The organism is Brevundimonas sp. LM2, from assembly GCF_002002865.1.
Classification (GTDB): Bacteria; Pseudomonadota; Alphaproteobacteria; order Caulobacterales; family Caulobacteraceae; genus Brevundimonas.
In genome coordinates, this window is sequence record NZ_CP019508.1 from 1,079,196 (window position 1) to 1,103,320 (window position 24,125).

Annotated in this window: 18 protein-coding genes; 7 read left to right on the forward strand and 11 right to left on the reverse strand. The window is 69.6% G+C overall.

Annotation, left to right across the window (positions count from 1 at the left end):
• Genes BZG35_RS05395 through BZG35_RS05405 form a run of 3 tightly spaced genes read right to left on the reverse strand, consistent with a single transcriptional unit; the run spans position 1 to position 1,719 of the window.
• Positions 1-621, reverse strand: coding sequence for a DUF1190 domain-containing protein (locus BZG35_RS05395; protein WP_077354720.1), 621 nt, complete (start codon positions 619-621; stop codon positions 1-3).
• Between the two features lie 8 nt (positions 622-629).
• Positions 630-1,043: a DUF350 domain-containing protein gene (locus tag BZG35_RS05400; RefSeq protein WP_077354721.1), complete on the reverse strand. Its 414-nt coding sequence runs from the start codon at positions 1,041-1,043 to the stop codon at positions 630-632.
• 13 nt (positions 1,044-1,056) lie between these two features.
• Positions 1,057-1,719, reverse strand: a complete 663-nt coding sequence (locus BZG35_RS05405; protein ID WP_077354722.1) for a YjfK family protein — start codon at positions 1,717-1,719, stop codon at positions 1,057-1,059.
• Positions 1,720-1,813: 94 nt separating this feature from the next.
• Here BZG35_RS05405 and BZG35_RS05410 point away from each other — a divergent pair, with 94 nt between their 5' ends.
• From BZG35_RS05410 to BZG35_RS05420, 3 genes are read left to right on the forward strand one after another with little or no spacing between them, the layout of a single operon-like run.
• On the forward strand, positions 1,814-2,497 hold the full coding sequence (locus BZG35_RS05410) for a YjfI family protein (protein ID WP_077354723.1): 684 nt from the start codon (positions 1,814-1,816) through the stop codon (positions 2,495-2,497).
• A gap of 16 nt (positions 2,498-2,513) precedes the next feature.
• On the forward strand, positions 2,514-3,257 hold the full coding sequence (locus BZG35_RS05415) for a PspA/IM30 family protein (protein WP_077354724.1): 744 nt from the start codon (positions 2,514-2,516) through the stop codon (positions 3,255-3,257).
• Positions 3,258-3,271: 14 nt separating this feature from the next.
• Complete coding sequence (locus tag BZG35_RS05420) at positions 3,272-4,432, forward strand: glutathionylspermidine synthase family protein (protein WP_077354725.1); 1,161 nt, start codon at positions 3,272-3,274, stop codon at positions 4,430-4,432.
• Positions 4,433-4,502: 70 nt separating this feature from the next.
• On the opposite strand, the gene BZG35_RS05425 is transcribed toward BZG35_RS05420, so the two are convergent.
• The 3 genes from BZG35_RS05425 to BZG35_RS05435 form a co-directional block, all read right to left on the reverse strand.
• Positions 4,503-6,332 (reverse strand): LVIVD repeat-containing protein, encoded by a 1,830-nt coding sequence (locus tag BZG35_RS05425; protein WP_077354726.1) that lies wholly within the window; start codon positions 6,330-6,332, stop codon positions 4,503-4,505.
• Positions 6,333-6,355: 23 nt separating this feature from the next.
• Positions 6,356-7,021 carry a DUF305 domain-containing protein gene (locus BZG35_RS05430; protein WP_150125939.1) on the reverse strand — a complete coding sequence of 222 codons (666 nt, stop codon included), beginning with the start codon at positions 7,019-7,021 and terminating at the stop codon, positions 6,356-6,358.
• A gap of 88 nt (positions 7,022-7,109) precedes the next feature.
• Positions 7,110-8,645 (reverse strand): UxaA family hydrolase, encoded by a 1,536-nt coding sequence (locus BZG35_RS05435; RefSeq protein ID WP_077354728.1) that lies wholly within the window; start codon positions 8,643-8,645, stop codon positions 7,110-7,112.
• A gap of 144 nt (positions 8,646-8,789) precedes the next feature.
• Between BZG35_RS05435 and BZG35_RS17555 the strand changes: the two genes are divergently transcribed.
• Genes BZG35_RS17555 through BZG35_RS05445 form a run of 3 tightly spaced genes read left to right on the forward strand, consistent with a single transcriptional unit; the run spans position 8,790 to position 14,399 of the window.
• Positions 8,790-9,584 carry an ImuA family protein gene (locus BZG35_RS17555; RefSeq protein ID WP_150125940.1) on the forward strand — a complete coding sequence of 265 codons (795 nt, stop codon included), beginning with the start codon at positions 8,790-8,792 and terminating at the stop codon, positions 9,582-9,584.
• On the forward strand, positions 9,469-11,040 hold the full coding sequence (locus BZG35_RS05440; protein ID WP_077354729.1) for a DNA polymerase Y family protein: 1,572 nt from the start codon (positions 9,469-9,471) through the stop codon (positions 11,038-11,040). Before BZG35_RS17555 ends, BZG35_RS05440 begins: the two co-directional genes overlap by 116 nt.
• 5 nt (positions 11,041-11,045) lie before the next feature.
• Positions 11,046-14,399: an error-prone DNA polymerase gene (locus BZG35_RS05445; RefSeq protein WP_371454837.1), complete on the forward strand. Its 3,354-nt coding sequence runs from the start codon at positions 11,046-11,048 to the stop codon at positions 14,397-14,399.
• A 25-nt stretch (positions 14,400-14,424) separates the two neighbouring features.
• Here BZG35_RS05445 and BZG35_RS05450 read toward each other — a convergent pair whose 3' ends face one another.
• The 4 genes from BZG35_RS05450 to BZG35_RS05465 are packed head-to-tail and all read right to left on the reverse strand — an operon-like array spanning position 14,425 to position 21,348.
• The gene (locus BZG35_RS05450; RefSeq protein WP_077354731.1) at positions 14,425-16,821 is read right to left on the reverse strand and encodes a glucan 1,4-alpha-glucosidase; all 2,397 of its coding nucleotides are present in this window, start codon (positions 16,819-16,821) and stop codon (positions 14,425-14,427) included.
• An 8-nt stretch (positions 16,822-16,829) separates the two neighbouring features.
• Positions 16,830-17,756, reverse strand: a complete 927-nt coding sequence (locus BZG35_RS05455) for an alpha/beta hydrolase (RefSeq protein ID WP_077354732.1) — start codon at positions 17,754-17,756, stop codon at positions 16,830-16,832.
• Between the two features lie 5 nt (positions 17,757-17,761).
• Complete coding sequence (locus BZG35_RS05460) at positions 17,762-19,222, reverse strand: MFS transporter (protein WP_077357850.1); 1,461 nt, start codon at positions 19,220-19,222, stop codon at positions 17,762-17,764.
• Between the two features lie 59 nt (positions 19,223-19,281).
• Entirely contained in the window at positions 19,282-21,348 is a 2,067-nt protein-coding gene (locus tag BZG35_RS05465) for a glycoside hydrolase family 97 protein (protein WP_077354733.1), read from the reverse strand.
• 107 nt (positions 21,349-21,455) lie between these two features.
• On the opposite strand from BZG35_RS05465, the gene BZG35_RS05470 reads away from it, so the two are divergent.
• Complete coding sequence (locus BZG35_RS05470; protein WP_077354734.1) at positions 21,456-22,469, forward strand: LacI family DNA-binding transcriptional regulator; 1,014 nt, start codon at positions 21,456-21,458, stop codon at positions 22,467-22,469.
• A 2-nt stretch (positions 22,470-22,471) separates the two neighbouring features.
• Here the strand turns inward: BZG35_RS05470 and BZG35_RS05475 are convergent, their stop codons facing one another.
• Positions 22,472-24,121: an alpha-amylase family glycosyl hydrolase gene (locus BZG35_RS05475; protein ID WP_371454838.1), complete on the reverse strand. Its 1,650-nt coding sequence runs from the start codon at positions 24,119-24,121 to the stop codon at positions 22,472-22,474.
• Positions 24,122-24,125: the final 4 nt, after the last annotated feature.

The window sequence follows — 24,125 nt, forward strand, 5'->3', positions numbered from 1 at the left end:
TCAGCCCCCGAAGCCGCGCCCGCCACCGCCGAAACCGCCGCGCGAGACCACCGTCGTGCGGCTCTGCACCCGACTGGGGGCCTGGCGGGCGACGTCGCTGCCGTAGTCCCGACCGTTGGCGACCTGTCGGCCGGTCCGATAGTCGCGGCCCAGATAGCCGCCGCCATAACCGTTCTGCAGGCTGCCGGTCCGGTCGCGATACAGGGGCCCGCCGCCGCGATAGCCGCCGCCGTTCAGCAACTGGCCGATCACGAAGCCGGTCAGCAGGGGGGTGAAGAAGGACCCCCCAGAGCCGTTCTGGCGGCACTGGTCCGGGCCCCACTGGCCTTCGCATTCCGACTGGGTGGCATATCGCGGCGCGGTGGTCTCGGCCTGTTTGGCGGCGTTGGCATAGCCGGCGTCGCACTCGGTGTCCGAGATGTCGTTGGCCGCCTTGCACTCCGTCAGGGATTCATAGGCCAGAGCCGGTTGCGGCACCGGGGCCGCGACCTGGGGGGCGCCGCAGGCGGCCAAAGAGAAGCTGGCCGTGGCCATCAGGCTGGTGACCTGCAGGGTGCGCGACCGCTTCAGGCGGCGCATCGTGGTGGTTTCGGGCGAGGTCGTGACGGGGGCGTCGGTCATGGTCTCCCTCACGTCGTCATGCAGGCGGCGTTCAGCAAGCCGACGCAGATGGAAATGGAGGCCAGATAGACGCCTGCGGCCATTTCACCCGCCTCGATCCGGCTGGCTAGGGCCTTGTAGAGCAAGCGGCTGACGACGAGAAAGGCGAGGATCTGGATGACGCCGGCCAGCAGGGCCCAGGCGGCGAACTCCGGCAGGCTGACGGTGTGCGACAGGGCCGAGGCCAGGGGCAGAACATAGCCGATCAGGGCTCCGCCCAGGCCGATCGCGGCGGCCGTGTTGCCCTGACGGATCAGGTCGCGCTCATGATAGGGCGTGACGATCTGATAGATGAACTTGAACGCCGAAAAGAAGGCGATCGCGGCCACGAAGGCGAGGATGAAGGCCTCGGCCCCGGTCTGGAAGGCGAACCAGTCAAACATTCTGCTGTCTTTCCTAGGCGGTGAATTCGGCCATTTCGAGCGGGATGCCGACCATGATCTCGTGGCTGATGTCGGCGGACTTATCGGCGGCCTTCTCGGGCTCCATCTCCAGGGCCAGCATCAGTTCGCGGCCGCCCGCCAGATCCCGCGCGTACAGCATGCAGGTCTGGAAGATGCGCGAGAAGGGCGTGGTCGCCGTGCGGTCGTCCCAGATCGTCTCCCACAGGGTGACGGGCGGCTGACGCGCGTCGCTCTCGGCGAACCAGAAGCGGGGATAGGACGGCAATTCCTCGGCCGCGCCGTCGAACACCGGCTCGCTGAGCCGGTCGCGCCAGACCCGGCGCTCCTTTTCGCCGGGCGGATAGGCGCTGGTCCAGGGGATGAAGAGGCTGAAGTCATAGGCCTCGGCCCCGGACGGGTCGTCGCTCATGGCCTGCAGCATCACGTGGTCGTCGGTGTAGAAGCGGTGGACGTGCTGGCCGCTGTCCAGGGCGATGGTACCCTGGGCCGTGATCTCCAGCGCATCGGTGTCCAGGTTGAACACGGTCTCGGGCTGCAGGCGACGCCAGGCCAGGGGATCCAGCGACACCGTGCGGCCGACCGTGATGTTGCGCACGACGGCCAGCCGGTTGACCGGCTCCGGGGTCGTGCTTCCACCGAAGAGACGCTTGAACATGGAGGTCTCTCTACGCGAGATCGCGGTCGCCATGAACGGAATTCGCACTCCGCTTGCCGAACGTCAAGTGTTCATGTTACGCGTTACATGCAACATGACCGATGCCGCGCACATGACCTCGAACCCTGGCACGGACCGCATCCGGGCCTGGAGACAGGCGCGTCGCGACGCCGGCATGGTCAAGCTGGAGTTCTGGGTGCCCCAGGGCTGCAGGGACGATGTCCGCGCCGCCGTGCACGCCATCGTCACCGATTCCACCCGAGGCCCGGCGCTTGCGCCGCGTCGCCCACGCCCCACCTCTTCCTCACATACCGGAGCCGAGCCCCACATGGACGCCGTGATCGAAACCGCCTGGACCGTGCCCGCGATCAAGCGGGCGCTGGAAGAGTCATCGCTGGTGCGCGAGGGGGAGCTGACCCTGCGCGTGCTGGAGGGGGCCGACCCCGTGCTTCTGGCCACCATGAACGAGTACGGCGACCTGCCGATCTATCTGTCGGTCGGCGGGGAGCAGATCGTGGTCTCGGTGCTGCTGTGGCCCGTCTCGGAACAGACGGACACCGCCCGATTCAACGAGTTCCTGCTGAAGGCCCAGCGCGTGGTGCCCCTGTCCAATTTCGCCATCACCACGGTCGGCGATCAGGACGTGTATGAGCTGATGGGCGAACTGTCGTCCAAGACCACGCTCCAGACCATCCTGATCGAACTGCGCACCCTGGCCGAGAACGCCATCGACGCGACCGCCCTGCGCGAATCCTTCGGCGCTGAAGCCGCCGCCTGAACCGGAGACCAGACCCATGTCCATGCTCAGCAAACTCTCCGCCCTGTTCCGCGGCACCGCCCATGAGGCGGGCCAGTCGGTGGTCGACGCCAATGCGCTGAAGATCCTCGACCAGGAAATCCGCGACGCCGACACCGCCCAGGGCAAGGCCCGCGACGACCTCGCCGGCCTCGTCGCCCGCCGCCGCATGGCCGAGAGCGAGATGGCCTCGTTCCGCGACCAGATCGGCAAGTACGAAAGCTCGACCCGCGCCGCTCTCGGCCAGGGCAAGACCGAGCTGGCACGCGAGGTGGCCGGCCGCATCGCCGAGCTGGAGTCCCAGATCGGCGACCGTGAGCCCGTGATCGAGAACATGAAGGCGGCCGAGGCCCGCCTGCGCACCGCCATCGCCGCCACTGACCAGAAGATCGAGACCCTGCGGCGCGAGATCGACATCGTGAAGGTCAACGAGAGCGTCCAGCGGGCCCAGACCTCGGTGGCCCTGCAGTCGGCCGGAGCGCATTCGCGCATCGGCTCGGCCGCCGACAGCCTGCAGCGAATCAAGCAGCGTCAGGCGGTGCAGGAAGAACGCCTGCGCGTCGGCCAGGAATTCGAGGACAAGCGCACCGGGGCCGACCTCGACGCCAAGCTGAAGGAGGCGGGGATCCTGCCGGGCCATTCGTCGGCCGACGACGTGCTGGCCCGTTTGACCCAGCAGGATGTCACGGTGGTGACGCCGCGCATCGGGCAATCGACCCCGGGCGAGAAAGAGCCGGGCTAGGCGCGCGCCGCACCATGCAACGCATCACCCTTCCCGAACGCCCGGACTGGCAGGCCAAGGCCGACAGCCTGGGCTTCACATGGCACCACGACAACGGCGCGCCCTACTGGGACGACGCCACGGCCTATGAATTCTCCCTGGCCGAGATCGAGGAGGGGCTGGAGGCTCCGACGGCCGAGCTGCATCAGATGTGCCTGGACCTGGTCGACGAGACGGTGAAGTCCGAGCGGCTGATGGAACAGCTGGAGATCCCGGAAACGCTGCGGGACTATGTCGCCGACAGCTGGAAACGGGGCGACCCGTCGCTGTATGGCCGCTTCGACTTCGCCTACGACGGCACCGGCCCGGCCAAGCTGTACGAATACAACGCGGACACCCCGACCTCGGTCTATGAGAGCGCGGTGTTCCAGTGGCTGTGGCTGGAAGACCGGATGGCGGACGGCTCGATCCCGGCCAATGTCGATCAGTTCAACAATCTGCACGAGGCGCTGATCGGGCGCTTCCGGACCATCTTCCCCCAGGGCGGATTCGTCCATTTCGCCACGGAGCCGGACTTCGTCGAGGACCGTCAGACGGTGCGGTATCTCGAGGACCTCGCCACCCAGGCCGGGCTCGACCCCAAGTTCGTGGCCATCGGCGACATTGGCCTGAACGCCGACGGCCGGTTCGTCGACGAGCAGAACTGGCTGATCCAGGCGATGTTCAAACTGTATCCGTGGGAGCAGATGCTGCGCGATGACTATGCCGAGCCCCTGCCGACGGCGGAGGTCACGGTGCTGGAGCCGGCGTGGAAATCGATCCTGTCCAACAAGGGCATCCTGCCGCTGCTGTGGGAGCGCCACGCCGGCCATCCCAACCTGCTGGAAGCCTGGTTCGAGGGCGATCCCGGAGCCTCGGCCCTGGCCTCGGCGCATGTGCGCAAGCCGCTGTTCTCGCGCGAGGGGGCCAATATCGACATCGTCGAACCGACCGGCACAGAACGCGGCCTGGACGGCGGCTATGAGGGCCGGGCCATCCTGCAGGCCGTGCACAATCCGCCCCTGTTCGACGGTCGGCATGTGATCGTTGGATCGTGGGTGGTGGGCGACGAGCCGGCGGGCATCGGCCTGCGCGAGGACGCGGGGCGCATCACCAGCAACCTGTCCCGCTTCGTCCCCCACCTGATCCGCGACTGATCCGGCCAGAACACCAGGCACGAAAACGCCGACCGCGATCGCGGTCGGCGTTTGTCGTTTCAGCCCTTGATCAGGACGGGGCGCGGCGCTCGAACAGGGCCGTCAGGGCCGTCAGACGGGCCTTGTCGGCGGCGGCGGCTGGTTCCGAGACCGTCGACAGGTCGGTGACGATCTCCGCGCCGCCGGATGCCGTCCCGGCGCGCCAGGCCTCGATGGCGGCCCGCACCCGGGCTTCCACCGCGTCGCTGACCGCGTCGGAGCGCGACAGCTGGTCGAGGTAGGCGGCGGCGACGTCCGGCGTGTCGGCCCATTCGACCCGGGTCTGGGTCTGGGGATTGATGACCTCGGCGCTCACGGCCTCCGCCGCGGCGATCTCGGCCGCCGACAGATCGTCGCTCGGGACCAGCTTCAGAACGTCGAGGCCGCGCGCGATCTCGCTGGCGTAGATGCGGCCGTTCATCCAGTAGGCCGACCAGTCCCCGCCGACGACCAGACGTTCGGCCTCGATCGGGCCCCGGTCGAAATAGGCGATCTCGGTCGGGTTCATCGGATCCGTGAAGTCCATGATCGAGATCCCGCCCTGGTACCAGGCCTGGACCATCAGGTCGCGGCCGGGCACCGGGATCAGCGAGCCGTTGTGGGCGACGCAGTTCTCGGTCGCGCCCTGGGGGGCGGGCAGTTTGTGGAAGGCCTTGCCGCGCAGAATGTCCTCATCCCGGGTGGCGACCAGGTTGGCCCCCCAGGTGGTGGGGGCGTCGGCGGTGCAGTGCGCCCCGATGCCACCGCCCCATTCGTCGGTGAAGACGATCTTGTCGCCGGTGTTGTTGAAGGTCGCCGAGTGCCAGTAGGCCATGTCGGGATCGAACATCTCGGAGATCCGCGACGGGTTCTGCGGGTCGGAGATGTCCAGCAGGATACCGTTGCCGCTGCAGGCCCCCGCCGCCCGGTTGATCGCCGGATAGACGGTTATGTCGTGGCACTGGTTGGTCTGGGCCGTATTCTGGCTGGCCAGGCCGGCGGCCCCGCCCGACCACAGGCCGGCGATCGCGCCGGTGGTCTTGTCGGCGAAGATGCGCGGGCGATTGACGATGGCGGCCGCCTCGGGATTGTCGAGCGGCACCTTGATGACGTCGATCGAATACAGGGCCGTCTCGGCGTTCTCGCCCGGCTCACCGGCCGAGCAGATCGACAGCTCGGCGGTGGGGCGGACGCCGCTGGTGCCCGAGTTGTAGATGTAGAGCACGTTCGCGTCGCCGGGGTCGGGCACCAGGGTGTGGGTGTGAGACCCACGGCAGGTCTGGACCGCCGCGACCTGGCGCGGGGCATCGATGTCGCTGATGTCGAAGATGCGGATGCCGCGGAAACGCTCGGCGTTGACGTCGCCCTCGGCGTCGCTGGTGCCGCAGTCCAGGCGGGCGCGGTTCTGTTCGACCGACATGAACAGCAGGTTGCCGTGGATCGACAGGTCGCCCTGACCGCCGGGGCAGACGACCGACAGGATCAGCTTCGGTTCGCCCTCGCCGGTCACGTCATAGGCGTTGAAGCCGTTGAAGTTGCCCACGAACAGTCGGCCGTTCGACATCGCCATGTCGCTGTTGGACAGGGCCAGGGGGCTGAAGCGCGGCTTGACGGCCGGTTCCTCGGGGGCGGGGGGCGTGGTGCCCTCGGGCGGCGGGGGCGGCGGCGCGAACAGGGCCTCGGGGTCGAAGAAGCCTGGCGGCGGCGCGACGGCGTGTTCGAGCGCCAGGCCCGAAGCGGCCTGACCGGCGTCGTGCAGGCCGGGCGACAGGGTCGTCCGCGCGTCCGGCACCAGGACCTGCGTCTGGGCCAGGGCCGGCACCGCCGCGAGCACCAGGCCCAGGGCGGCGACGGAGGAAAGCAGGGGGCGTCGGATGGTCATGGCCACTCCTTCAAGCATCAGGGTCAGAGGTCGGAGAGAAGGGACTGCATGCGCAGAATTTCGGCGGACTGGTCGGCCACGACCGAGGTCGCGAAGTCCGACAGCATCGGGTCCTGGGCCGCATCGGTTTGAGCCAACAGAGCCTCCACCATGCCGAGCGCGCCCTGGTGGTGCCGGATCATGCCCTCGAGGAACAGCCGGTCGAAGGCCGGACCGCGGGCGGCGGCCAGTGTCTTCATCTGATTGGGGGTCAGCATGCCCGGCATCAGGGCGACGTCATCGGCCGAGGTCTCCATCGCCATCGCATGAGCCATGCTATGACCCGCATGGAGGTCGGCCATGGTCATGGCCACGGGTTGCCCGCGATCGGTCAGCCAGTTTCGTATCAGGGCCATCTCGGCCGCCTGACTCAGGGCGATCCTCTGGCCCAGACGCTTGATCTGCGGGCTGTCGCCGTGCGCCTGGAGCAAGGCCACCATCTCGACCGCCTGGCCGTGGTGGACCAGCATATGCTGCATGAACTCGACATCGTCGGCCGTGCAGCTAGTGCGGCTCAGTTCCACCGCCTGGGCGGGGGTGATGGTGCGCGCGGCGGTACCGGGAGCACCCGGCTGAAAGATCGGTGGGGTCGGGGCGTCCTGCGGCAGGCCGACGACGCCGGCCAACACGATCCCGAGTAGCGGATGCAAGATGGTTAGACTCCCCGTCGGCCCCACCCGACCTGACGGGATCAGACTAGAAGCGCCGACCGGCCGGGGGCAAGTCGCAAATTCGCCACTACATGACCGCGCCGAGACGCCACGGCTGGATCTCGTCCTCACCGAAGCCGAGCGCCTCGCTGCGCGACGGCTGGCCCGAGGCGGTGCGGATCAGCAGCGCCAGGATGCGCTCGCCCATCTCGGGGATCGACACTCCGGCCGACAGGATGGCTCCGCAGTCCAGGTCCATGTCGTCGGCCATCCGGTCGTACATCGCCGTATTGGTCGCCAGCTTCAGGCTGGGGGCCGGCTTGGCCCCGAAGACCGAGCCGCGCCCCGTGGTGAAACACACCAGATTGGCCCCGCCGGCGATCTGGCCGGTCGCCGAAACCGGGTCGTAGCCGGGGGTGTCCATGAAGACGAGGCCGGACGCCGTCACCGGCTCGGCATAGGCATAGACGGCGTTCAGCGGCGACGAGCCCGCCTTGGCCACGGCCCCCAGCGACTTCTCCAGGATGGTCGTCAGGCCCCCGGCCTTGTTGCCGGCCGAGGGGTTGTTGTCCATCGCGCCGCCGGTGGCCGCGACATGGGCTTCCCACCAGCGGATCCGCGCCATCAGCCGGTCGGTGACGGACGGATCGACCGCGCGGCGGGTCAGCAGGTGCTCGGCCCCATAGATCTCGGGCGTCTCGCTCAGGATCGCCGTGCCCCCCTCGGCGACCAGACGGTCGACCGCATGACCGAGGGCCGGATTGGCCGTGACGCCGGAATAGCCGTCCGAGCCGCCGCACTGCAGCCCCACCACCAGTCCGGACAGGGGTTGCGGGGTACGGGTCAGGGCATTGGCGGCGTCCGCCATCGCCATCATCCGCGCGACGCCGGCTGTGATGGTGGCCGAGGTCCCGCCTTCGCCCTGGATGGTCAGGACCGACAGGGCGTCGCCGGAGGCCAGACCCTCAGCCTCGGTCAGGCCGGACAGCTGGTTGGTCTCGCAGCCCAGACCCAGCATCAGCACCCCGGCGACATTGGGGTGGCGGGCATAGCCGGCCAGGGTCCGGCGCAGCATGTCCATGGCCTCGCCCGCGGACTCCATGGCGCAGCCCGAGCCGTGGGTCACCGCCACCACGCCGTCAATGTTGGGGAAGCCGTCGCCCAGCCGGGTCTCGACCTCGCGGGCGATCCGCTTGGCGACCATGGCCGAACAGTTCACCGAGGTGACCACGGCCAAGAAATTCCGGGTCCCGACCCGACCGTCGGGGCGGAGATAGCCGTCGAAGGTGCGGCCCGAGACCGTCCCGGCCGGTCGCGTCCTGACGACCGCGCCGTCCAGCCGCGTCGTCACATCGCCCATGCCGAGGTTATGGACGTGAACCCAGTCACCGGCCTGCACCGGGGCGGTGGTGGCCCCGATGACCTGTCCGTATTTCCGCACGGGTTCGCCGGGGGCCAGGCCGCGCAGCGCCAGCTTGTGGCCCGCGGGCACGGCCTCGCGGACGACGATCCCGCCCAGGACCGTCTCGCCGGGCTGGAGGGCGCGGACACAGACGGCGACGTCGTCCTCAGGGTGCAGGCGGAGGGCCGGGGCGGGGGCAGGCGACAGGAAGGGCGCGGTCATGCCGCACGATACCGCATCCGGATCGGGTGGGGCAGGGGTCCGCGCCTGACGGCCTGGTCAAACTGTCAACAATACGAATCACTTGCCCGCTTGACTCCCGCCACCCTGTAGGAGGCATATAGAAGAACATAACAGGAACATTTGGTGCCCTCGACCCTTCAGATCGCGCAGCTGAAAGCCCGGCTGGCCAGTCTGTCTCGTCCCGAGACCGGCGGCGAGCCCGGGCGGTTCACGCTCGGGATGGACCGTGTCGATGCGTATCTGGACCCCGGACCTTGTCTCTTTTGCCTGCACGATATCCATGCTCGAAGCCCCGCCGATGCCGTGGCGGCCAATGCCTTCGCCTTGGGGCTGGCGACGCGCGCGACGCGGGACCGGCCGATGGTCTGGGCGATCCAGACCCTGGCCGGTCAGGAGGCCGGGGCGCTCCACGGGCCCGGTCTGCACGAATGGGGGCTGAGGCCGGAAAGCGTGCTGGTCGTCCGGGTCCGCGACGCCACGGCCCTGCTGGCGGCGGGCGAGGAGGCGCTGAAGAGCGGAGCCGTGGGCGCGGTGCTGATGAGCGGCTGGGGCGAGACCAAGGCCATGAGCCTGACCGCCAGCCGGCGCCTGGCCCTGGCCGCGCGGGCGGGGGGCAGCACGGCCTTCGTGGTGCGGGCGGCGGCCACCTCGGCACCCAGCGCGGCCGAGACGCGCTGGTCGGTGCGCTCGGCCCTGTCGACCGGGCTGGAGGCCGGGGCTCCGGGACGGCCCGCCTTCGTCGCCGCCCTGACCCGCAGCCGGCAGGGGGCCGCCCCGACCGAGTGGACGCTGGAGTGGGATCGTGAGACCCGCGCCTTCGCCGAGCCCGCGCCGCTATCTGGCCGTCTGGTTTCCGTTCCTGTCTTCGGATCGGCTGCGGCGCGAGGACGCGCGACAGGCCTTCGCCGCACCGGCTGACGCAGAGCCCGTGGCCCCCGTGGTGCTGGTCGAGAAGATCCGGGGCGCGCTGCGTCTGGCGGCGCTGAACCCGGCGGCCGGTCGGCTGGGCCTGACGCGCGGCATGACCCTGGCCGACGCCCAGGCCCGCACGCCCGACCTGAAGACGGTGGTGCATCGGCCGGACGCGGACGCGACCCTGCTGGCCCAGGTGCTGGACGATTTCGGGCGGTTCACCCCGATGGCGGCGACCGACGGCGACGACGCCCTGATCCTGGACGTCACCGGCTGCACCCATCTGTTCGGCGACGAGGCCGGACTGGTCCGGGCGGTGCAGGGGCGGGCCGGTCGCATCGGTCTGGCCGTGCGCACGGCCCTGGCGGGCACGCCCCAGGCGGCGCGGGCCCTGGCGCGGTTCGGGCCGGGCGGCGTGTTTGAACCGGGCCAGGACCGGAGCGCAGTGCGTGCCCTGCCGATCGCGGCGCTGGAGCTGGACGACAAGGAACTCCAGGCCCTGACGCGGGCGGGCCTGCGCAGCCTGGGGGATCTGGACGACCGTCCGACCGCGCCCCTGGCCGCCCGGTTCGGCACCGACCTGCCGGTCCGGCTGGGGCGGATCCTGGGGCAGGAGGATGTGCGGATCACGCCGCTGCGCCCCGCGCCCCCCTGCGTCGTCGACCGCATCCTGTTCGAGCCGATCACCGAGACGACCGACGTCGAGGCGGTGATCGGCGACCTGCTGGTCGAGGGGATGGCCTGGCTGGATCAGCGACGGCTGGGCGGGCGGGCGTTCGAGGTCGCCTTCTTCCGCCTGGACGGGGCGACGCGGCGGATCACGGTGCGGACCGGGCGGGCGACGCGCGACGCCCCCGGGGTCATGCGGCTATTCCGCGAACGGCTGGCGGCCCTGTCCAGCCCGCTGGATCCCGGCTTCGGCTTCGACCAGCTGCGGCTGTCGGTGCCGGTCACCCAGAGCCTGGCCCCGACCCAGGGGGCGTTCGAGGCCGAGGCGCCCGGCACCGAGGACCTGGACCGGCTGATCGACCGGCTGACGGCGCGGCTGGGGCCCGAGGCCGTGAGCCGGTTCGAGCCGGTGGAGTCGCACCTGCCCGAACGGGCCGCGCGTCTGGTCTGGGCCGGGCGGCGCCAGACCGAGACCCCCTGGCCCCCGCGCGATCCCGAATCGCCGCCGCTGCGCCCGTTCCAGATGTTCGACCCGCCCCAGCCGATCGAGACGGTCTCCCTGGCCCCCGACGGCCCGCCCGCCCAGTTCCGCTGGCGGCGGGTCACGCACCAGGTCGCCCGCGCCGAGGGTCCCGAACGGATCGGCGGCGAATGGTGGCGCAGGCCCGGCCACCGCACGCGAGACTACTACCGCGTCGAGGACCGCGACGGTCGCCGCTTCTGGCTGTTCCGCGCCGGCTTCTATGGCGAGGAGCCCGAGCCGCGCTGGTATATCCACGGCCTGTTCGCATGACGGACCTGGCCCCCCCGATCGCCTATGCGGAGCTGGCGACGGCCAGCAACTTCTCCTTCCTGCGCGGGGCGTCGCACCCGAAGTCGCTGGTGCTCAGCGCCATCCTGCGCGGTCATACCGGCCTGGGTCTGGCCGATCGCAACACCGTCGCAGGGGTCGTGCGGGCCTGGAGCGCGCTGAAGGCCCTGCGCGACGAGGGCCTGTCCCCGCCCGAGAAGGTCCGCGACGGCGGCGGGCCGGGCGAGACCAGCTTCGTCGAGGATCCAATGAACGACCCGGCCCTGTCGGACCTGGTCAAGGCGCGGGCCCAGGACTTCCGGCTGCTGACCGGGGCGCGGCTGGCCTTCAACGACGGCACGCCCGACATCGTGGCCTATGCCGAGGACCGGGCGGGCTGGGGGCGGCTGACCCGGCTGCTGACGCTGGGCAACCGGCGGGCCCTCAAGGGCCAGTGCGAGATCGGCCTGGCCGACCTGCTGGCCGATCCCGAGGGCCTGTTGCTGATCGTCATGCCCGAACGGCGGCTGGAGGGCCTGCCGCGTCTGCTGGAGCGGCTGGAGGCGGCCGCGCCGGGGTCGGTCTGGCTGTCGGCGGCGATGCTGAGACAGGGCGACGACCGACGGCGGCTGGCCCGGCTGAAGGCGATGGCGCAAGCGGCCGACGTGCCCCTGCTGGCGGTCAACGACGTGCTGTATCACGACCCGTCCGAGCGCGACCTGCAGGACGTGCTGACCTGTATCCGCGAGGGGGTGACGGTCGAGGCGGCGGGACGGCGGCTGCTGGCCAATGCCGAACGCCACCTGAAACCCCCCGCCGAGATGGCCCGGCTGTTCGCCGATACGCCCGAGGCCCTGGACCAGACCCAGGTCCTGCTGGCCCGGGCCCGGTTCGACCTGGAGGACCTGACTTACAACTATCCGCAGGAGCCGACGCCGCCGGGCTGGTCGTCGCAGGGGTGGCTGGAGGACCTGACCTGGCGGCACGCCCACATCCGCTATCCCGACGGGGTGCCGGCCAAGGTCGAGGACCTGCTGACCAAGGAGCTGGCCTTCATCGAGACCCAGAATTTCGCCCCCTATTTTCTGACCATCCACGACATCGTCCGGGTCGCGAACGCCAAGGGCATCCTGTGCCAGGGGCGGGGGTCGGCGGCGAACTCGGCGGTCTGTTACGTCCTGGGCATCACCTGCGTGGACCCGGCCGAGAACGACCTGCTGTTCGAACGCTTCCTGTCCGACCACCGGGGCGAGCCGCCCGACATCGACGTGGATTTCGAGCACGAGCGGCGCGAGGAGATCATCCAGCACATCTATGAGCGCTATGGCCGCCACCGGGCGGGCATCGCGGCCACCGTCATCCGCTATCGCCCCAAGAGCGCGATCCGCGAGGTCGGCAAGGTGCTGGGCCTGACCGAGGACGTCACCGCCCGCCTGGCTTCCAGCCAGTGGGGCAGCTGGGGCTCGGAGATCTCGGATCGCCACGTCGAACAAGCGGGGCTGGATCCGAACAATCCGATGATCGGGCGGGCGGTGGTCATGGCCACGCGGCTGCTGAGCTTTCCGCGCCACCTGTCCCAGCACGTCGGCGGCTTCATCCTGACCCAGGACCGGCTGGACGAACTGGTGCCCATCGGCAATGCGGCCATGCCCGACCGGACCTTCATCGAATGGGACAAGGACGACATCGACGACCTGCGGCTGATGAAGGTCGACGTGCTGGCGCTCGGGATGCTGACCTGTATCCGCAAGGGGCTGGACCTGATGCGCGACCACGACGGTGCGCCCTACGAGCTGCACACCATCCCGACCGAGCAGAAGGACGTCTACGACATGCTGTGCAAGGGCGACTCGATCGGGGTGTTCCAGGTCGAGAGCCGGGCGCAGATCAACATGCTGCCCCGGCTGAAGCCGCGCACCTTCTACGACCTGGTGATCCAGGTGGCGATCGTGCGGCCCGGCCCGATCCAGGGCGACATGGTCCACCCCTATCTGCGTCGCCGCGGCGGACTGGAGACGCCGGAATATTCGAAGCCCGGCCCCGGCTACAATCAGAACGAACTCAGGGAGGTGCTGCAGAAGACCCTGGGCGTGCCCCTGTTCCAGGAACAGGCGATGAAGGTCGCCATGGTCGCCGCCGAGTTCAGCTCCAAGGAGGCCAACGGTCTGCGCAAGGCCATGGGCACCTTCCGCGGCGACGGCACCCTGTGGAAATACGAGGGCCGGATGGTCAACCGCATGGTCGAGCGGGGCTATGACCGCGACTTCGCCCAGCGCTGTTTCGACCAGATCAAGGGCTTCGGCTCCTATGGTTTCCCGGAAAGCCACGCCGCCAGCTTCGGCAAGCTGGTCTATATCTCGTCCTTCATCAAATGCCGGTACCCGGCGGCCTTCGCCTGCGCCCTGCTGAACTCCCAGCCGATGGGCTTCTATGCCCCGGCCCAGATCGTGCGCGACGCCCAGGAGCACGGGGTCGAGATGCGGCCGATCGACGTCAACCTCAGCGACTGGGACAATACGCTGGAGGGACCGTCCGGATCGCTGGCCCTGCGGCTGGGCTTTCGCCAGATCGACGGCTTCCGCCAGGAATGGGCCGAACGGCTGATGGCGGCGCGGGGGCGACGGTTCGAGGGGGTCGAGACTTTGGCCAGGCGCGCCGGCTTGCCGGGGGCGGCGATGCGCAAATTGGCCGACGCCGACGCCTTCCGCTCCATCGGCCTGGACCGGCGCGAGGCCCTATGGGCCGTGCGCCGCCTGCCCGACGACGCGCCCCTGCCACTGTTCGCCGCCGCCGACGCGCGCGAGCTGGGCGAGGAGGCGGACGCCAACCTGCCCCGGATGGTGCTGGGCGAACACGTCGCCGCCGACTACCAGACCGCCCGCCTGTCGCTGAAGGCCCACCCGATGGCGATCCTGCGGCCGATCTTCGCGGCGGAGAAGATGCTGACCTGCGTCGACCTGGCCGCGAAACGCAGCGGGACCAAGGTGCGCGCGGCGGGGGTGGTGCTGGTGCGCCAGAGGCCGGGCAACGGCAATGCCATCTTCATCACCCTGGAGGACGAGACGGGGGTGTCGAACCTGGTGCTGTGGGCCTCGATGTTCGAGGAATACCGCCGCGTCGTCATGTCGGCCCGGCTGATGGAGGTCGAGGGCGTGGTCGAGAAGAGCCCCGAGGGCGTGGTCCACCTGATGGCCCAGCGCGTGTTCGACCGCTCGGCCGAGCTGGACCGGCTGTCGGACGGTCACCGGCCCGAGATCACCCTCAGCCGGGCCGACCACGTGCTGCATCCCCTGCCGCCCAGTTCGCGCCACACCCATCCGCGCGACGCGCGCATCCTGCCCGGATCGCGGGATTTCCACTGACCGGGCAGGACGGCGTTTCGCGAGTCTAGCGGGCGTAGCGGTCCTCGACCGGGGCGTAGCGGTCCCACACCCGGCGGTCCGCGATGGAACGCAGCAGCTTCAGATACTCGGCATGGGTCCAGGCCAGGGGTGTGGCCGAGTCGGTGCCCCGCCCGACCCCATAGTCCTCGGGCATTGCCCCCACGCCGTCCCAGACCTGTTCCGGCAGCAGCAGGCCGTCGTTGGCGAACCGCTCCATGCCCCGGACATAGGTCTGGCGGATCCGGTCGAGGGCGGCGGGATCGGGGGTGCCGTCCTGCAGCAGGCGTGCCAGCTCATAGGTGCCGCGCTCGCCGGTGAAGAAGGGCCAGACCCGGCCGCGCTGGCCGGGCGTCATGCCGCCGTCGCCATAGTTGCCGGCGGTCTCGATGTTCTCGCCATAGCCGTCGTTGCCGTACCGCCGCCAGCCGGGGGTCTTGTCGCCTTCGGGACCGAAGTCGTAGCGGACCCGCAGGTGATCCTCGATCGTCTGGTCATCGTATTCGGCCAGGGTGTCGGTGATCGACTTGGCGTCGGCGGCGCGGACGCCGTAGCGCACCAGCTCCAGGAAGCCGCCGTCGATAATGCGGTCCTCGGGCAGGGCGGCCTGGGCATTGGCCTCGCCGATCGGGGCGCGGTCATTGGGATCCTCGTTGCGCGACACGCGCAGGAAATAGTTGCCGTCGCCCAGGGTGCCGTTGGTGGTGAAGGTCCGGGCCTCGACCTTGGCCGCATAGTCGTCGGCCGCGGCCTGATAGCGGGTGGCGGAGGCGGCGTCGCCAGAGGCGAGGGCGATCTCGGAGGCGACGGTCAGGCCGGCGATGACGGCGGCGGTGGTGGAAGGCGAGTGGCCCTCCTGCTCCTCCCACCGCTCCTGCTGCGACCAGGGAGGGGTCACCGTGCGGTCGTTCCAGTCCAGGCCGATGGTGCCGCCGTCGACCAGGAAGTCGGCGGCGGGCTTGATCATCGCGGCATACATGCGCGCCATCTCGGCGTCGGAGACCTGGCCGGCCTTCCACAGTTTCCAGCCCAGCATGATCGGCATGGCGGTCTGGTCCAGCTGGACCGAGACCCATTCGATCTGGCCGTCGACGTGGGTCTTCTGCAGGAACCAGCCGGTCGCCCCGGTATTGCCCGGCGTGCGGTCGCTGACCTGGACCTGGGGCAGGTAGCGGAAGGCGGCGACGGGCGTCTGGGTGTCGCCCAGCGCCATCAACGCCATGGCCACCTGATAGAAGTCGCGCGGCCAGACGGCCTTGTAGCCGGTCGAGGCGGTCGAGGCGTCGACCGTGTCCCCCCAGGGGTTGGACAGCGAGGCGATCAGGGCCCCGGCATGCGTCCGGTCCTCCTGCACCTTCAGCATGAGTGCCGAGGCATAGGCCAGCTTGCCGCCGTCGGTGGCCTGTTCGGCCATGCGCGGCAGTTCGGTCAGCGAACCGATCCAGTCCTGCCAGCCGACGGCCGTCCCTTCGCCGTTGAAACGGGCCAGAGCGCCGTCCAGATCGCGCGACGTCGCGGCCGCCCGCGCCTGGGCGGCGGAGGCATCGGGCCCGAAGCCGATGACGAAGTCGCGGCTCAGGGCCCCGCCCGCTTCGACGACCGGCAGGGCCCCCGTCAGCATGAGGTTACCCGTGGCCTCGCCCGAGGCCGCATAGGCGTGGTCCAGCCGACCGTCGGCCAGGTCGGTCAGGGCGTCGGAAGCCCCCATGAAGCCGACGCTGGCGGCCTCGAACGGCGCGCTGGGCACCAGGGTCAGGGCGACGTCGCCCTCCCAGGCGGTGAGGGTGCCGGGTGTCGCTTCGCCGCGATCGCCGATGCCGGTATTGGCCATGTGCGGCTCCAGCATCAGATAGGGCGTCACCGCCCCCTTCAGCGCGCGGACGGTGGTGCGCACGACCAGGCTCTGGCCGTTCGGATCGGTGTAGATCCGCTTCTCGATCTCGTAGCGGCCCTGTTTGTCGGTGGTGGTGATGCGATAGGCGGGTGACAGGGGCCGGCCCTGGGCGTCCGTGTGCAGATATTCGGTCCGCGCCGTGGTGTCGGTGCCCTCGACCGACAGGCCGGTCTCGGTCATCACGGCGAAGCGCATGGTCTTGATCTGGGCCTCGTGGATCAGGCCGTACATGGTCTCGGTCAGGACGCCGTCGGCGATCGAGAACCAGACGCGCGAAACCTCGCCGGTCGGACCGCCGTCCTTGTATTGGCCGTCGACATAGGCCTCGTACGAGGCCCCGACGCCGGTCTTGACCGCGCTGGACCAGGTCGGTTTTTCGCCCGGGGCACCGGGAGCGACCGCTTCGATCATCGGCCGGACGGCGGCGTCGGGGGTGGGGCTCATCGAGGCGCAGGCGGCCAGGGGGACCAGGGCGACGCCCATCATCAGGGCGGGGATCGATCTACGCATGGCAAAACTCACAGGTCGGAAGGGGGCAGAAGGAAGGTCAGGGGGACGTCGAGGCGGCTGTTCCAGCTCTTCTCGTTGTGTTCGGCGCCCGGGAAGACCAGCGTGCGGAAGCGGTCCGGGCTCCATCCGGCGGCGCGGATGACGCCGTCGATGCGCGACTGGAAGAAGGGATAGAAGGCGTCCAGCGTCTCGTCGCCCCGGTCCATGTAAAGCCGGTGCGTGGCCGGGTCGGGCAGGCCGCGCGCGATCACGCCCGACCAGGCCTGGACCACCGTCTCGCGCCACCGCTCAAGCGCGTCGCCCTCCAGCCGCTCGAGCCGCAGCGGCCAGTGGGTCGACAGACAGCCGGCCGCGCCGAACACCTGGGGGTATTTGATCATCGCATACAGCGAGATCAGCCCGCCCATGCTGGAACCCGCGATCACGGTGTCGTCGCGGCCCGGCAGAGTGCGATAGGCCCCGTCGATCATCGGCTTCAGCTCCTCGACCAGGAAGCGCAGATAGCCGTCGGACAGGGGCTCGCCGCCATACATGCCCAGCAGGCTGGTCCGCACCTCGCCGGGCAGGGCGGCGATCAGGTCGGCGGGCACATATTCGCGCAGCCGCAGCGGCGTGTTCCACACGCCGACCACGATCGGCAGCCGAACCTGGCCGGTCTCGCCCAGACGCGTCAGATGCTCGTCGACGCCCCATTCGCCGAAATTGGCGCGCGCCGCGTCGAACAGGTTCTGCCCATCGTGCATGTAGAGGACCGGGTAGCGGCCGGGGCCTTCGTCATAGCCCGGCGGCAGCCAGACGGTGACGTTTCGGGGGGCGGCGTGGGCCGAGGTCACGTCCGTGTGTTCGACCAGCCGCCCGGACGCGGGGGCATCGGCGCGGGCCGAGCCGGCGAAGGGGGCGGCGGCCAGCAGGGCGAGCAGGGTGCGGCGGTCCATCCGCCTCAGCCCCTGACCGGTTCGCGGACCCGCAGGGCCGCGATCGCCGCGATGAAGAAGGACACCCCGCCGATGACCAGGGCCCAGATGGCCTGGCCGCTGAAAACGCTCTTCAGGATCAGGCCCAGCAGGGTGGCGGCGACGAGCTGCGGCACGACGATGAAGATGTTGAAGATGCCCATATAGACGCCCATCTTGCGCCCCGGCACCGCCCCCGACAGGATGGCGTAGGGCATCGACACGATCGAGGCCCAGGCGAAGCCGACGCCGATCATGGGGATCCACAGCAGCGCCGGATCCCGGATCAGGAACACCCCGATCAGGCCGAGACCGCCCAGGACCAGGTTGGTCGCATGGGCCCCGCGCCGGCCGATCCGCCGGGCCAGCACGGGGATCAGGAAGGCGGCCAGGGCGGCGACGCCGTTATAGACCCCCATCAGCACCCCGACCCAGTCCGCGCCCTCGCCATAGCCGACGGAGGTCGGGGCGGGGGCGTTGTAGTGGACCGCGGTCACCGCCGGGGTGGTGTAGATCCACATCGAGAACAGGGCGAACCAGCTGAAGAACTGGACGACCGCCAGACCGCGCATGGTCTCGGGCATGCGGAAGATATCGTCCACGATCTCGGACAGGCCGTTCGAGGCGCGGGCCCGGTGCATCAGGCCGACGGCGATCTGCAGCAGGCCGAACACGGCCAGCCCGCCGAACAGGACATAGAGCTCCTTCTCGACGCCGGCGATGGCGACGCCCGCGAAGCCGGCGGCTCCGACGGCCAGCCAGATCAGGCCGCCGACGAGATAGGCTCGGATCGACCGGGCCGGGCCCTGGTCGGGTCCGGCGGTCCCCGCCAGGGCGGAGGCGCGATCGAAGGCCTCGATCTGCTCGGGGCTGTATTCGCGCGTGGAGAAGACGGTCCACAGCACGGCGCTCAACAGGGAGGCCGCCCCGACGTAGAAGGCGATGCGGACGCTGTCGGGGACCACGCCCGCGGGTGCCGTCGAGGCCACGTCGAAGCCGTTCGACAGGACCCAGGGCAAGACCGAGGCGAAGACCGCGCCCGCTCCGATGAAGACGCTCTGCATCGCATAGCCGCTGGTGCGCTGATCCTCGTTCAGATTGTCGCCGACGAAGGCGCGGAACGGCTCCATCGTGATGTTGATGGCGGCGTCCATCACCCACAGCATGGCGGCGGCGAACCACAGGCTGGGCGAGTTGGGCATGGCGATCAGCGCCAGGGTGGTCAGCAGGGCCCCGAAGAGGAAATAGGGCCGGCGCCGCCCCAGCCGGCCCCAGGTCCGGTCGCTGAGATGGCCGATCAGGGGCTGGACCAGCAGCCCGGTCATGGGGGCGGCGATCCACAGGATGGCCAGGCTATCGACCTCGGCCCCCAGGGTCTGGAAGATCCGGCTGGTGTTGACGTTCTGCAGCCCGAAACCGATCTGTATGCCGAAGAAGCCGACGCACATGTTGACGATGGCCGCCGGCGACAGCCGAGGGCGCACCGTCAACAGGGACGACGAGAGGCTCACGCGCGGCGCGCCCGGCCCAGGGGCACGAACCGGATGGCCTGGCCGCCGCCGGGGGCGAGAGCCAGGGTCAGGGTGTCGGCCGAGGTCACCTCACGCCGCTCGATGACGATGGACTCGCGGTTGCCCTTGAAGTCCGCGTCGGGACCGTCGCGGTAGATCTCGGCGCGGTAGCGGCGGCCGGCGTCGAGGAAGCCCAGCGAGGCCGACAGCGTCCGCGGATGCTCGTCCGTGATGGCCCCCAGGGCCCAGACGTCGCTGCCGCGTTCCTTGCGGACGATGGTGACATAGTCGCCGATCTCCCCGTTCAGGACGCGGGTGTCGGACCAGTCGACCGGCACGTCCTTGATGAACTGGAACGGACCGGGGTTGGCCTCGTAATTGACCAGCAGGTCGGCGGCCATCTGGATCGGGCTGTAGATGACGACATAGAGCGCCAGCTGCTTGGCCCAGGTCGTCTGCACGCCCCCGGGGCTGCGCGTCTCCATGCCGAAGATGCCCGGCGTATAGTCCATCGGCCCGGCCAGCAGGCGGGTGAAGACCAGGTTGGGCTCGTGCTCGGGCGGATTGCCGGGGTTGCCCCAGGCGCTGAACTCCATCCCGCGCGCGCCTTCGCGGCTGATCATGTTGGGATAGGTGCGGCGCAGGCCGGTGTCCTTGAACGGTTCGTGCGCATTGACCGCGACCTTGTGCCGGGCGGCGGCCTCGGCGACGCGCAGGTGGTGCTGGCTCATGGCCTGGCCCTCGTTCCAGGTCATCATCGGCGTCCCGTCCGGGCCCGCGACCCGGGCCCCGCCGGCGTCGGCGACATAGCCGGTCTTGACGCTGTGCATGCCCAGCCGCTCGTACAGGGCGAAGGCGTCCTCCATCTGGGCTTCATAGTGGAGTGCGTTGCCCCCGGTCTCGTGGTGGCCGATCAGCTGGACGCCCTTGGCCCGGCCGTGGGCCGTCACGGCCTCGATGTCGAAATCGGGGTAGGGCTGGGTGAAGCTGAAGTCCGAGCCGTTGGCGAACCACTGGCCGTCCCAGCCGAGGTTCCAGCCCTCGACCAGCACGCCGCCGAAGCCGTGCTCGGCGGCGAAGTCGATGTGTTTGATGGCGTTCTCGGTGGTCGCCCCGTGCTTGGGTCCCGAGTTCCAGCTCTTCAGCTCCAGGTGCATTTCCCACCAGACGCCGACGTATTTCATCGGCTTGAACCAGCTGACGTCGCCCAGCTTGTTGGGCTCGTTCAGGTTCAGGATCAGGCTGGATTCGACCAGGCCGGCGGCGGTGTCGCTGATCTGCAGGGTGCGCCAGGGGCTGGTGAAGGGGGCCTCGCGGACCACGGCGGCATTGGTCAGGCCGGGGGTCAGCTGGGCGCGGAAATTGTGGGCCTCGGACCGGCGCAGGTTCATCCCGGCATAGTCGAGACAGGCCGCCTCGTGGATCGAGACGTGCAGGCCGCTGTCGTTGCGCACGGTCATCGGGGTCTGGGCGCTGCCCACCGCCTCGATCGGGGTGCGGTTGTAGAGGTACTCCTCGCGGTTCCACTCCCAGGCGGGGATCCACCAGGCCTCGCCCGCCTCGGCCAGGTTGAACTCGGTCAGTTCGGCGGCGATGCGGACGGTGGTCAGGCCGGGCTGGGCGGGGACGTCGTAGCGGAAGCCCAGGCCGTCGTCGTACAGGCGGAACACCACGTCGAACCGACGGCCCAGGGAGGTCTTCTCGACATAGGAGACGCGCCATTCGTTGTAGTGGTTGCGGATGAACTGACGCTCGCCCCAGGGCTGCTCCCAGGTGTCGTCGACGGTCACCGGCTGGCTGGAGGTGGCGGTCAGGTTGCGCTCCAGGGCGACACCGTCCGTCAGCAGATAGCCCAGGCGCGACGAGGTCACGACCGGCCGGCCCATGCGGTGGACGCTGTAGACCGGGCGGCCGTCGTTATCGACGCCGGCCTCGACCGTCAGGGTGCCGCCAGGCGACGAGGCACGCATCGCGCCGGCGGGCGTCTGGGCGAAGGCGGGCCGGACGCCGAAGGCGAGGGCGGAGACCCCGGAAAGGGCGAGGAACGCGCGGCGCTTCATCATGGTCAAGCTTCCTTGTTACGAGGTCTTGCCAAGCGAGGCCGAGGCATCGCATGAATAAGCAAGATTTGCAGAAAAATTTGCAGACGTGATTCCCGGAGCCGCGACCCTTGAGCCGCAAGACCACCCGTCTGGAAGATCTGGCCAAGCTGGCCGGGGTGTCGATCGCCACGGCGTCGCGGGCCCTGAACGACAGCCCCGCCGTCAACGACCGCACCAAACAGGCGATCTGGAAACTGGCGCGCGAGCACGACTATCCGTTCCGGCGCTACATGCCGGCGGGCCCGATCGGGGCCCAGGGCACGATCGCCCTGGTGACGCCGCGACCGCAGGGGCGGGAAGGGCGACTGAGCGATCCCTTCTTCCTTGAACTGCTGGCCGGCGTCGGCGAGGCCGCGCGCGAACGGGGCTGCGACCTGGTGATGAGCCACGTTTCGCCGGGCACCCTGCACGACCTGTCGGTGGCCATGACCACCAGCCGCGCGGACGGCGTGATCTTCCTGGGCCAGAGCACCCTGCACGCCGCCTTCAACCGCATGGCGGAGACCGAGAGCCGGTTCGTGGTCTGGGGCGCCGAACTTCCGGACCAGCACTACTGCTCGGTCGGCTCGGACAACATCAACGGCGGCCGCCGGGCCACGGCCCACCTGGCGCGACTGGGGCGCAAGCGCATCGTCTTCCTGGGCGATCTCGACCCGCCCGAGGCCATGCAGCGCCAGCGCGGCTATGCCGAGGCCATGGACAGCGCGGGTCTGGGCGTCGATCCGGACCTGATCGTCCCGGCCCATTTCGAGGTCGAATCGGCCGAGGCGTCGGTGGATTCCCTGCTGCGGCGCGGTCTGCCGTTCGACGGCATCGTCGCCGCCTCGGACCTGATCGCCCTGGGGGCCGTTCGCGCCCTGCTGCACGCGGGCAAACGGGTGCCGGAGGACGTCTCGGTGATCGGCTTCGATAATGTGCCGTTCAGCCGCTACAGCCGACCGGCGCTTTCGACGATCGCCCAGGACACGATGAAGGCCGGCCGGTTGATGGTGTCGAAACTGCTCGACAGTTCCGGCGACCGGGCGGGGCGTTCGGAACGGATTCCGACCGACCTGATCGTGCGCGAGACCTGCGGCGGCTGAGCTCATCCGGCCGACCGGGCCAGGATCAGCCCGGCCAGGGGGGGCAGGACGCCGCCCGCCAGGTCAGGTGCATTGACCGATTCCACGATCCGCCAGCCTTCCGGCAGGCTCCAGCCCTCGCCCTCGTGACCGAGGTTGAAGACGCACAGCAGGGTCTCTGCGCCCGCGCCGCGCTGGAACTGCAGCAGGCTTCCCGAGGCCGAGACCATCGTCATGGCGCCGGTGCGCAGGATGGGGTGGCTGTGGCGCAGGGCGATCAGCCGTCGCGTCAGATGCAGCATCGACTGGGGGTCCGATTCCTGACCATCGACCGCGAGGGCGGCGTGCCGGGGATCGACCGGCAACCAGGGCTCGCCGCTCGAGAAGCCGGCCTGGACGGCGTCCTTCTGCCACGGCATCGGCGTGCGGGCCCCGTCGCGACCCAAGGTCTCCGGCCAGTTGGCGATGGCCTCGGGGTCGACCAGCCGGTCGAACGGGACATGGGCCTGCGGCAGACCCAGCTCCTCGCCCTGATAGACGAAGACATTGCCCCGCAGGCACATCAGCAGCAGCATCGCCATGCCGGCGAAGGCGGTCTCGTCGCGTCCTTCGGCCCAGCGGGTGATGGCGCGCGGCGCGTCATGGTTGGAGAAGGTCCAGGACGGCCAGCCCTCGCCGTCGACGCCTGGCCACATGGCCGGACCTCCATCCACCAGTTCGGGCGTCAGCCGATCGGCGTAGAGGTAGAGGAACCCATAGGCGGAGTGCAGCCGGTCGTCGCCCTGGGTGTACTGTTTCATCTCCTCATTGGCGCGGTCCCCGCCGACCTCGGCCACCAGGAAACGCGCGCGGCCGGTCGCCTCGCCGCAGCTGTCCGCGAGGCGACGCAAGCGGGTCAGGAAGGCCGGGATCTCGGGCTGGGATTGGTTGTGGATCTTGTCCTGGAAGTCGAACGGCCGCGTCCGCTTGCCGTTGGTGACGAGCGGCGGATTGTCCGTCAGTTTCGGATCGTGCATCGAAAAGTTCAGGGCATCGAGCCGGAATCCGTCCACGCCCCGGTCGAGCCAGAACCGCATGGCGTCCAGCAGCGCCTGCTGGACCTCGGGGTTCCTGACGTTCAGCTGCGGCTGCTCCTTCAGGAAATTGTGCATGTAGTACTGGTGACGCCGCGCGTCCCAGGTCCAGGCCGGGCCGCCGAACACCGACTGCCAGTTCGACGGGGGCGACCCGTCCGCCTTGGCATCGGCCCAGACGTACCAGTCGGCCTTGGCATTGGTCTGGCTGCGGCGGCTTTCCTTGAACCAGGCATGCTCGTCCGAGGTGTGGGAATAGACCTGGTCGATGATGACCTTCAGGTCCAGGGCATGGGCGCGCTCGACCAGGGCGTCGAAATCCTCGATCGAGCCGAAGATCGGATCGACGCCGACATAGTCCGACACGTCGTAGCCGAAATCCTTCATCGGCGAGGTGAAGAAGGGCGACAGCCAGATGCCGTCCACGCCCAGCGAGGCGATGTGGTCCAGACGGGCCGTGATGCCCGGCAGGTCGCCGATCCCGTCGCCGTTGGAGTCGGCGAAGCTGCGCGGATAGACCTGATAGATCACCGCGCCGCGCCACCATTCCAACTGCGGGGCGGGGGCGGCCGCGTACAGGGCGCGCGGGTCGTGGGTCAGGACG

Bases quoted from the DNA above. Each gene is read 5' to 3' on its own strand.
- BZG35_RS05395 (WP_077354720.1), bottom strand. From the start codon at position 621: ATGACCGACGCCCCCGTCACGACCTCGCCCGAAACCACCACGATGCGC.
- BZG35_RS05400 (WP_077354721.1), bottom strand. From the start codon at position 1,043: ATGTTTGACTGGTTCGCCTTCCAGACCGGGGCCGAGGCCTTCATCCTC.
- BZG35_RS05405 (WP_077354722.1), bottom strand. From the start codon at position 1,719: ATGTTCAAGCGTCTCTTCGGTGGAAGCACGACCCCGGAGCCGGTCAAC.
- BZG35_RS05410 (WP_077354723.1), top strand. From the start codon at position 1,814: ATGACCGATGCCGCGCACATGACCTCGAACCCTGGCACGGACCGCATC.
- BZG35_RS05415 (WP_077354724.1), top strand. From the start codon at position 2,514: ATGTCCATGCTCAGCAAACTCTCCGCCCTGTTCCGCGGCACCGCCCAT.
- BZG35_RS05420 (WP_077354725.1), top strand. From the start codon at position 3,272: ATGCAACGCATCACCCTTCCCGAACGCCCGGACTGGCAGGCCAAGGCC.
- BZG35_RS05425 (WP_077354726.1), bottom strand. From the start codon at position 6,332: ATGACCATCCGACGCCCCCTGCTTTCCTCCGTCGCCGCCCTGGGCCTG.
- BZG35_RS05435 (WP_077354728.1), bottom strand. From the start codon at position 8,645: ATGACCGCGCCCTTCCTGTCGCCTGCCCCCGCCCCGGCCCTCCGCCTG.
- BZG35_RS05450 (WP_077354731.1), bottom strand. From the start codon at position 16,821: ATGCGTAGATCGATCCCCGCCCTGATGATGGGCGTCGCCCTGGTCCCC.
- BZG35_RS05455 (WP_077354732.1), bottom strand. From the start codon at position 17,756: ATGGACCGCCGCACCCTGCTCGCCCTGCTGGCCGCCGCCCCCTTCGCC.
- BZG35_RS05460 (WP_077357850.1), bottom strand. From the start codon at position 19,222: ATGTGCGTCGGCTTCTTCGGCATACAGATCGGTTTCGGGCTGCAGAAC.
- BZG35_RS05465 (WP_077354733.1), bottom strand. From the start codon at position 21,348: ATGATGAAGCGCCGCGCGTTCCTCGCCCTTTCCGGGGTCTCCGCCCTC.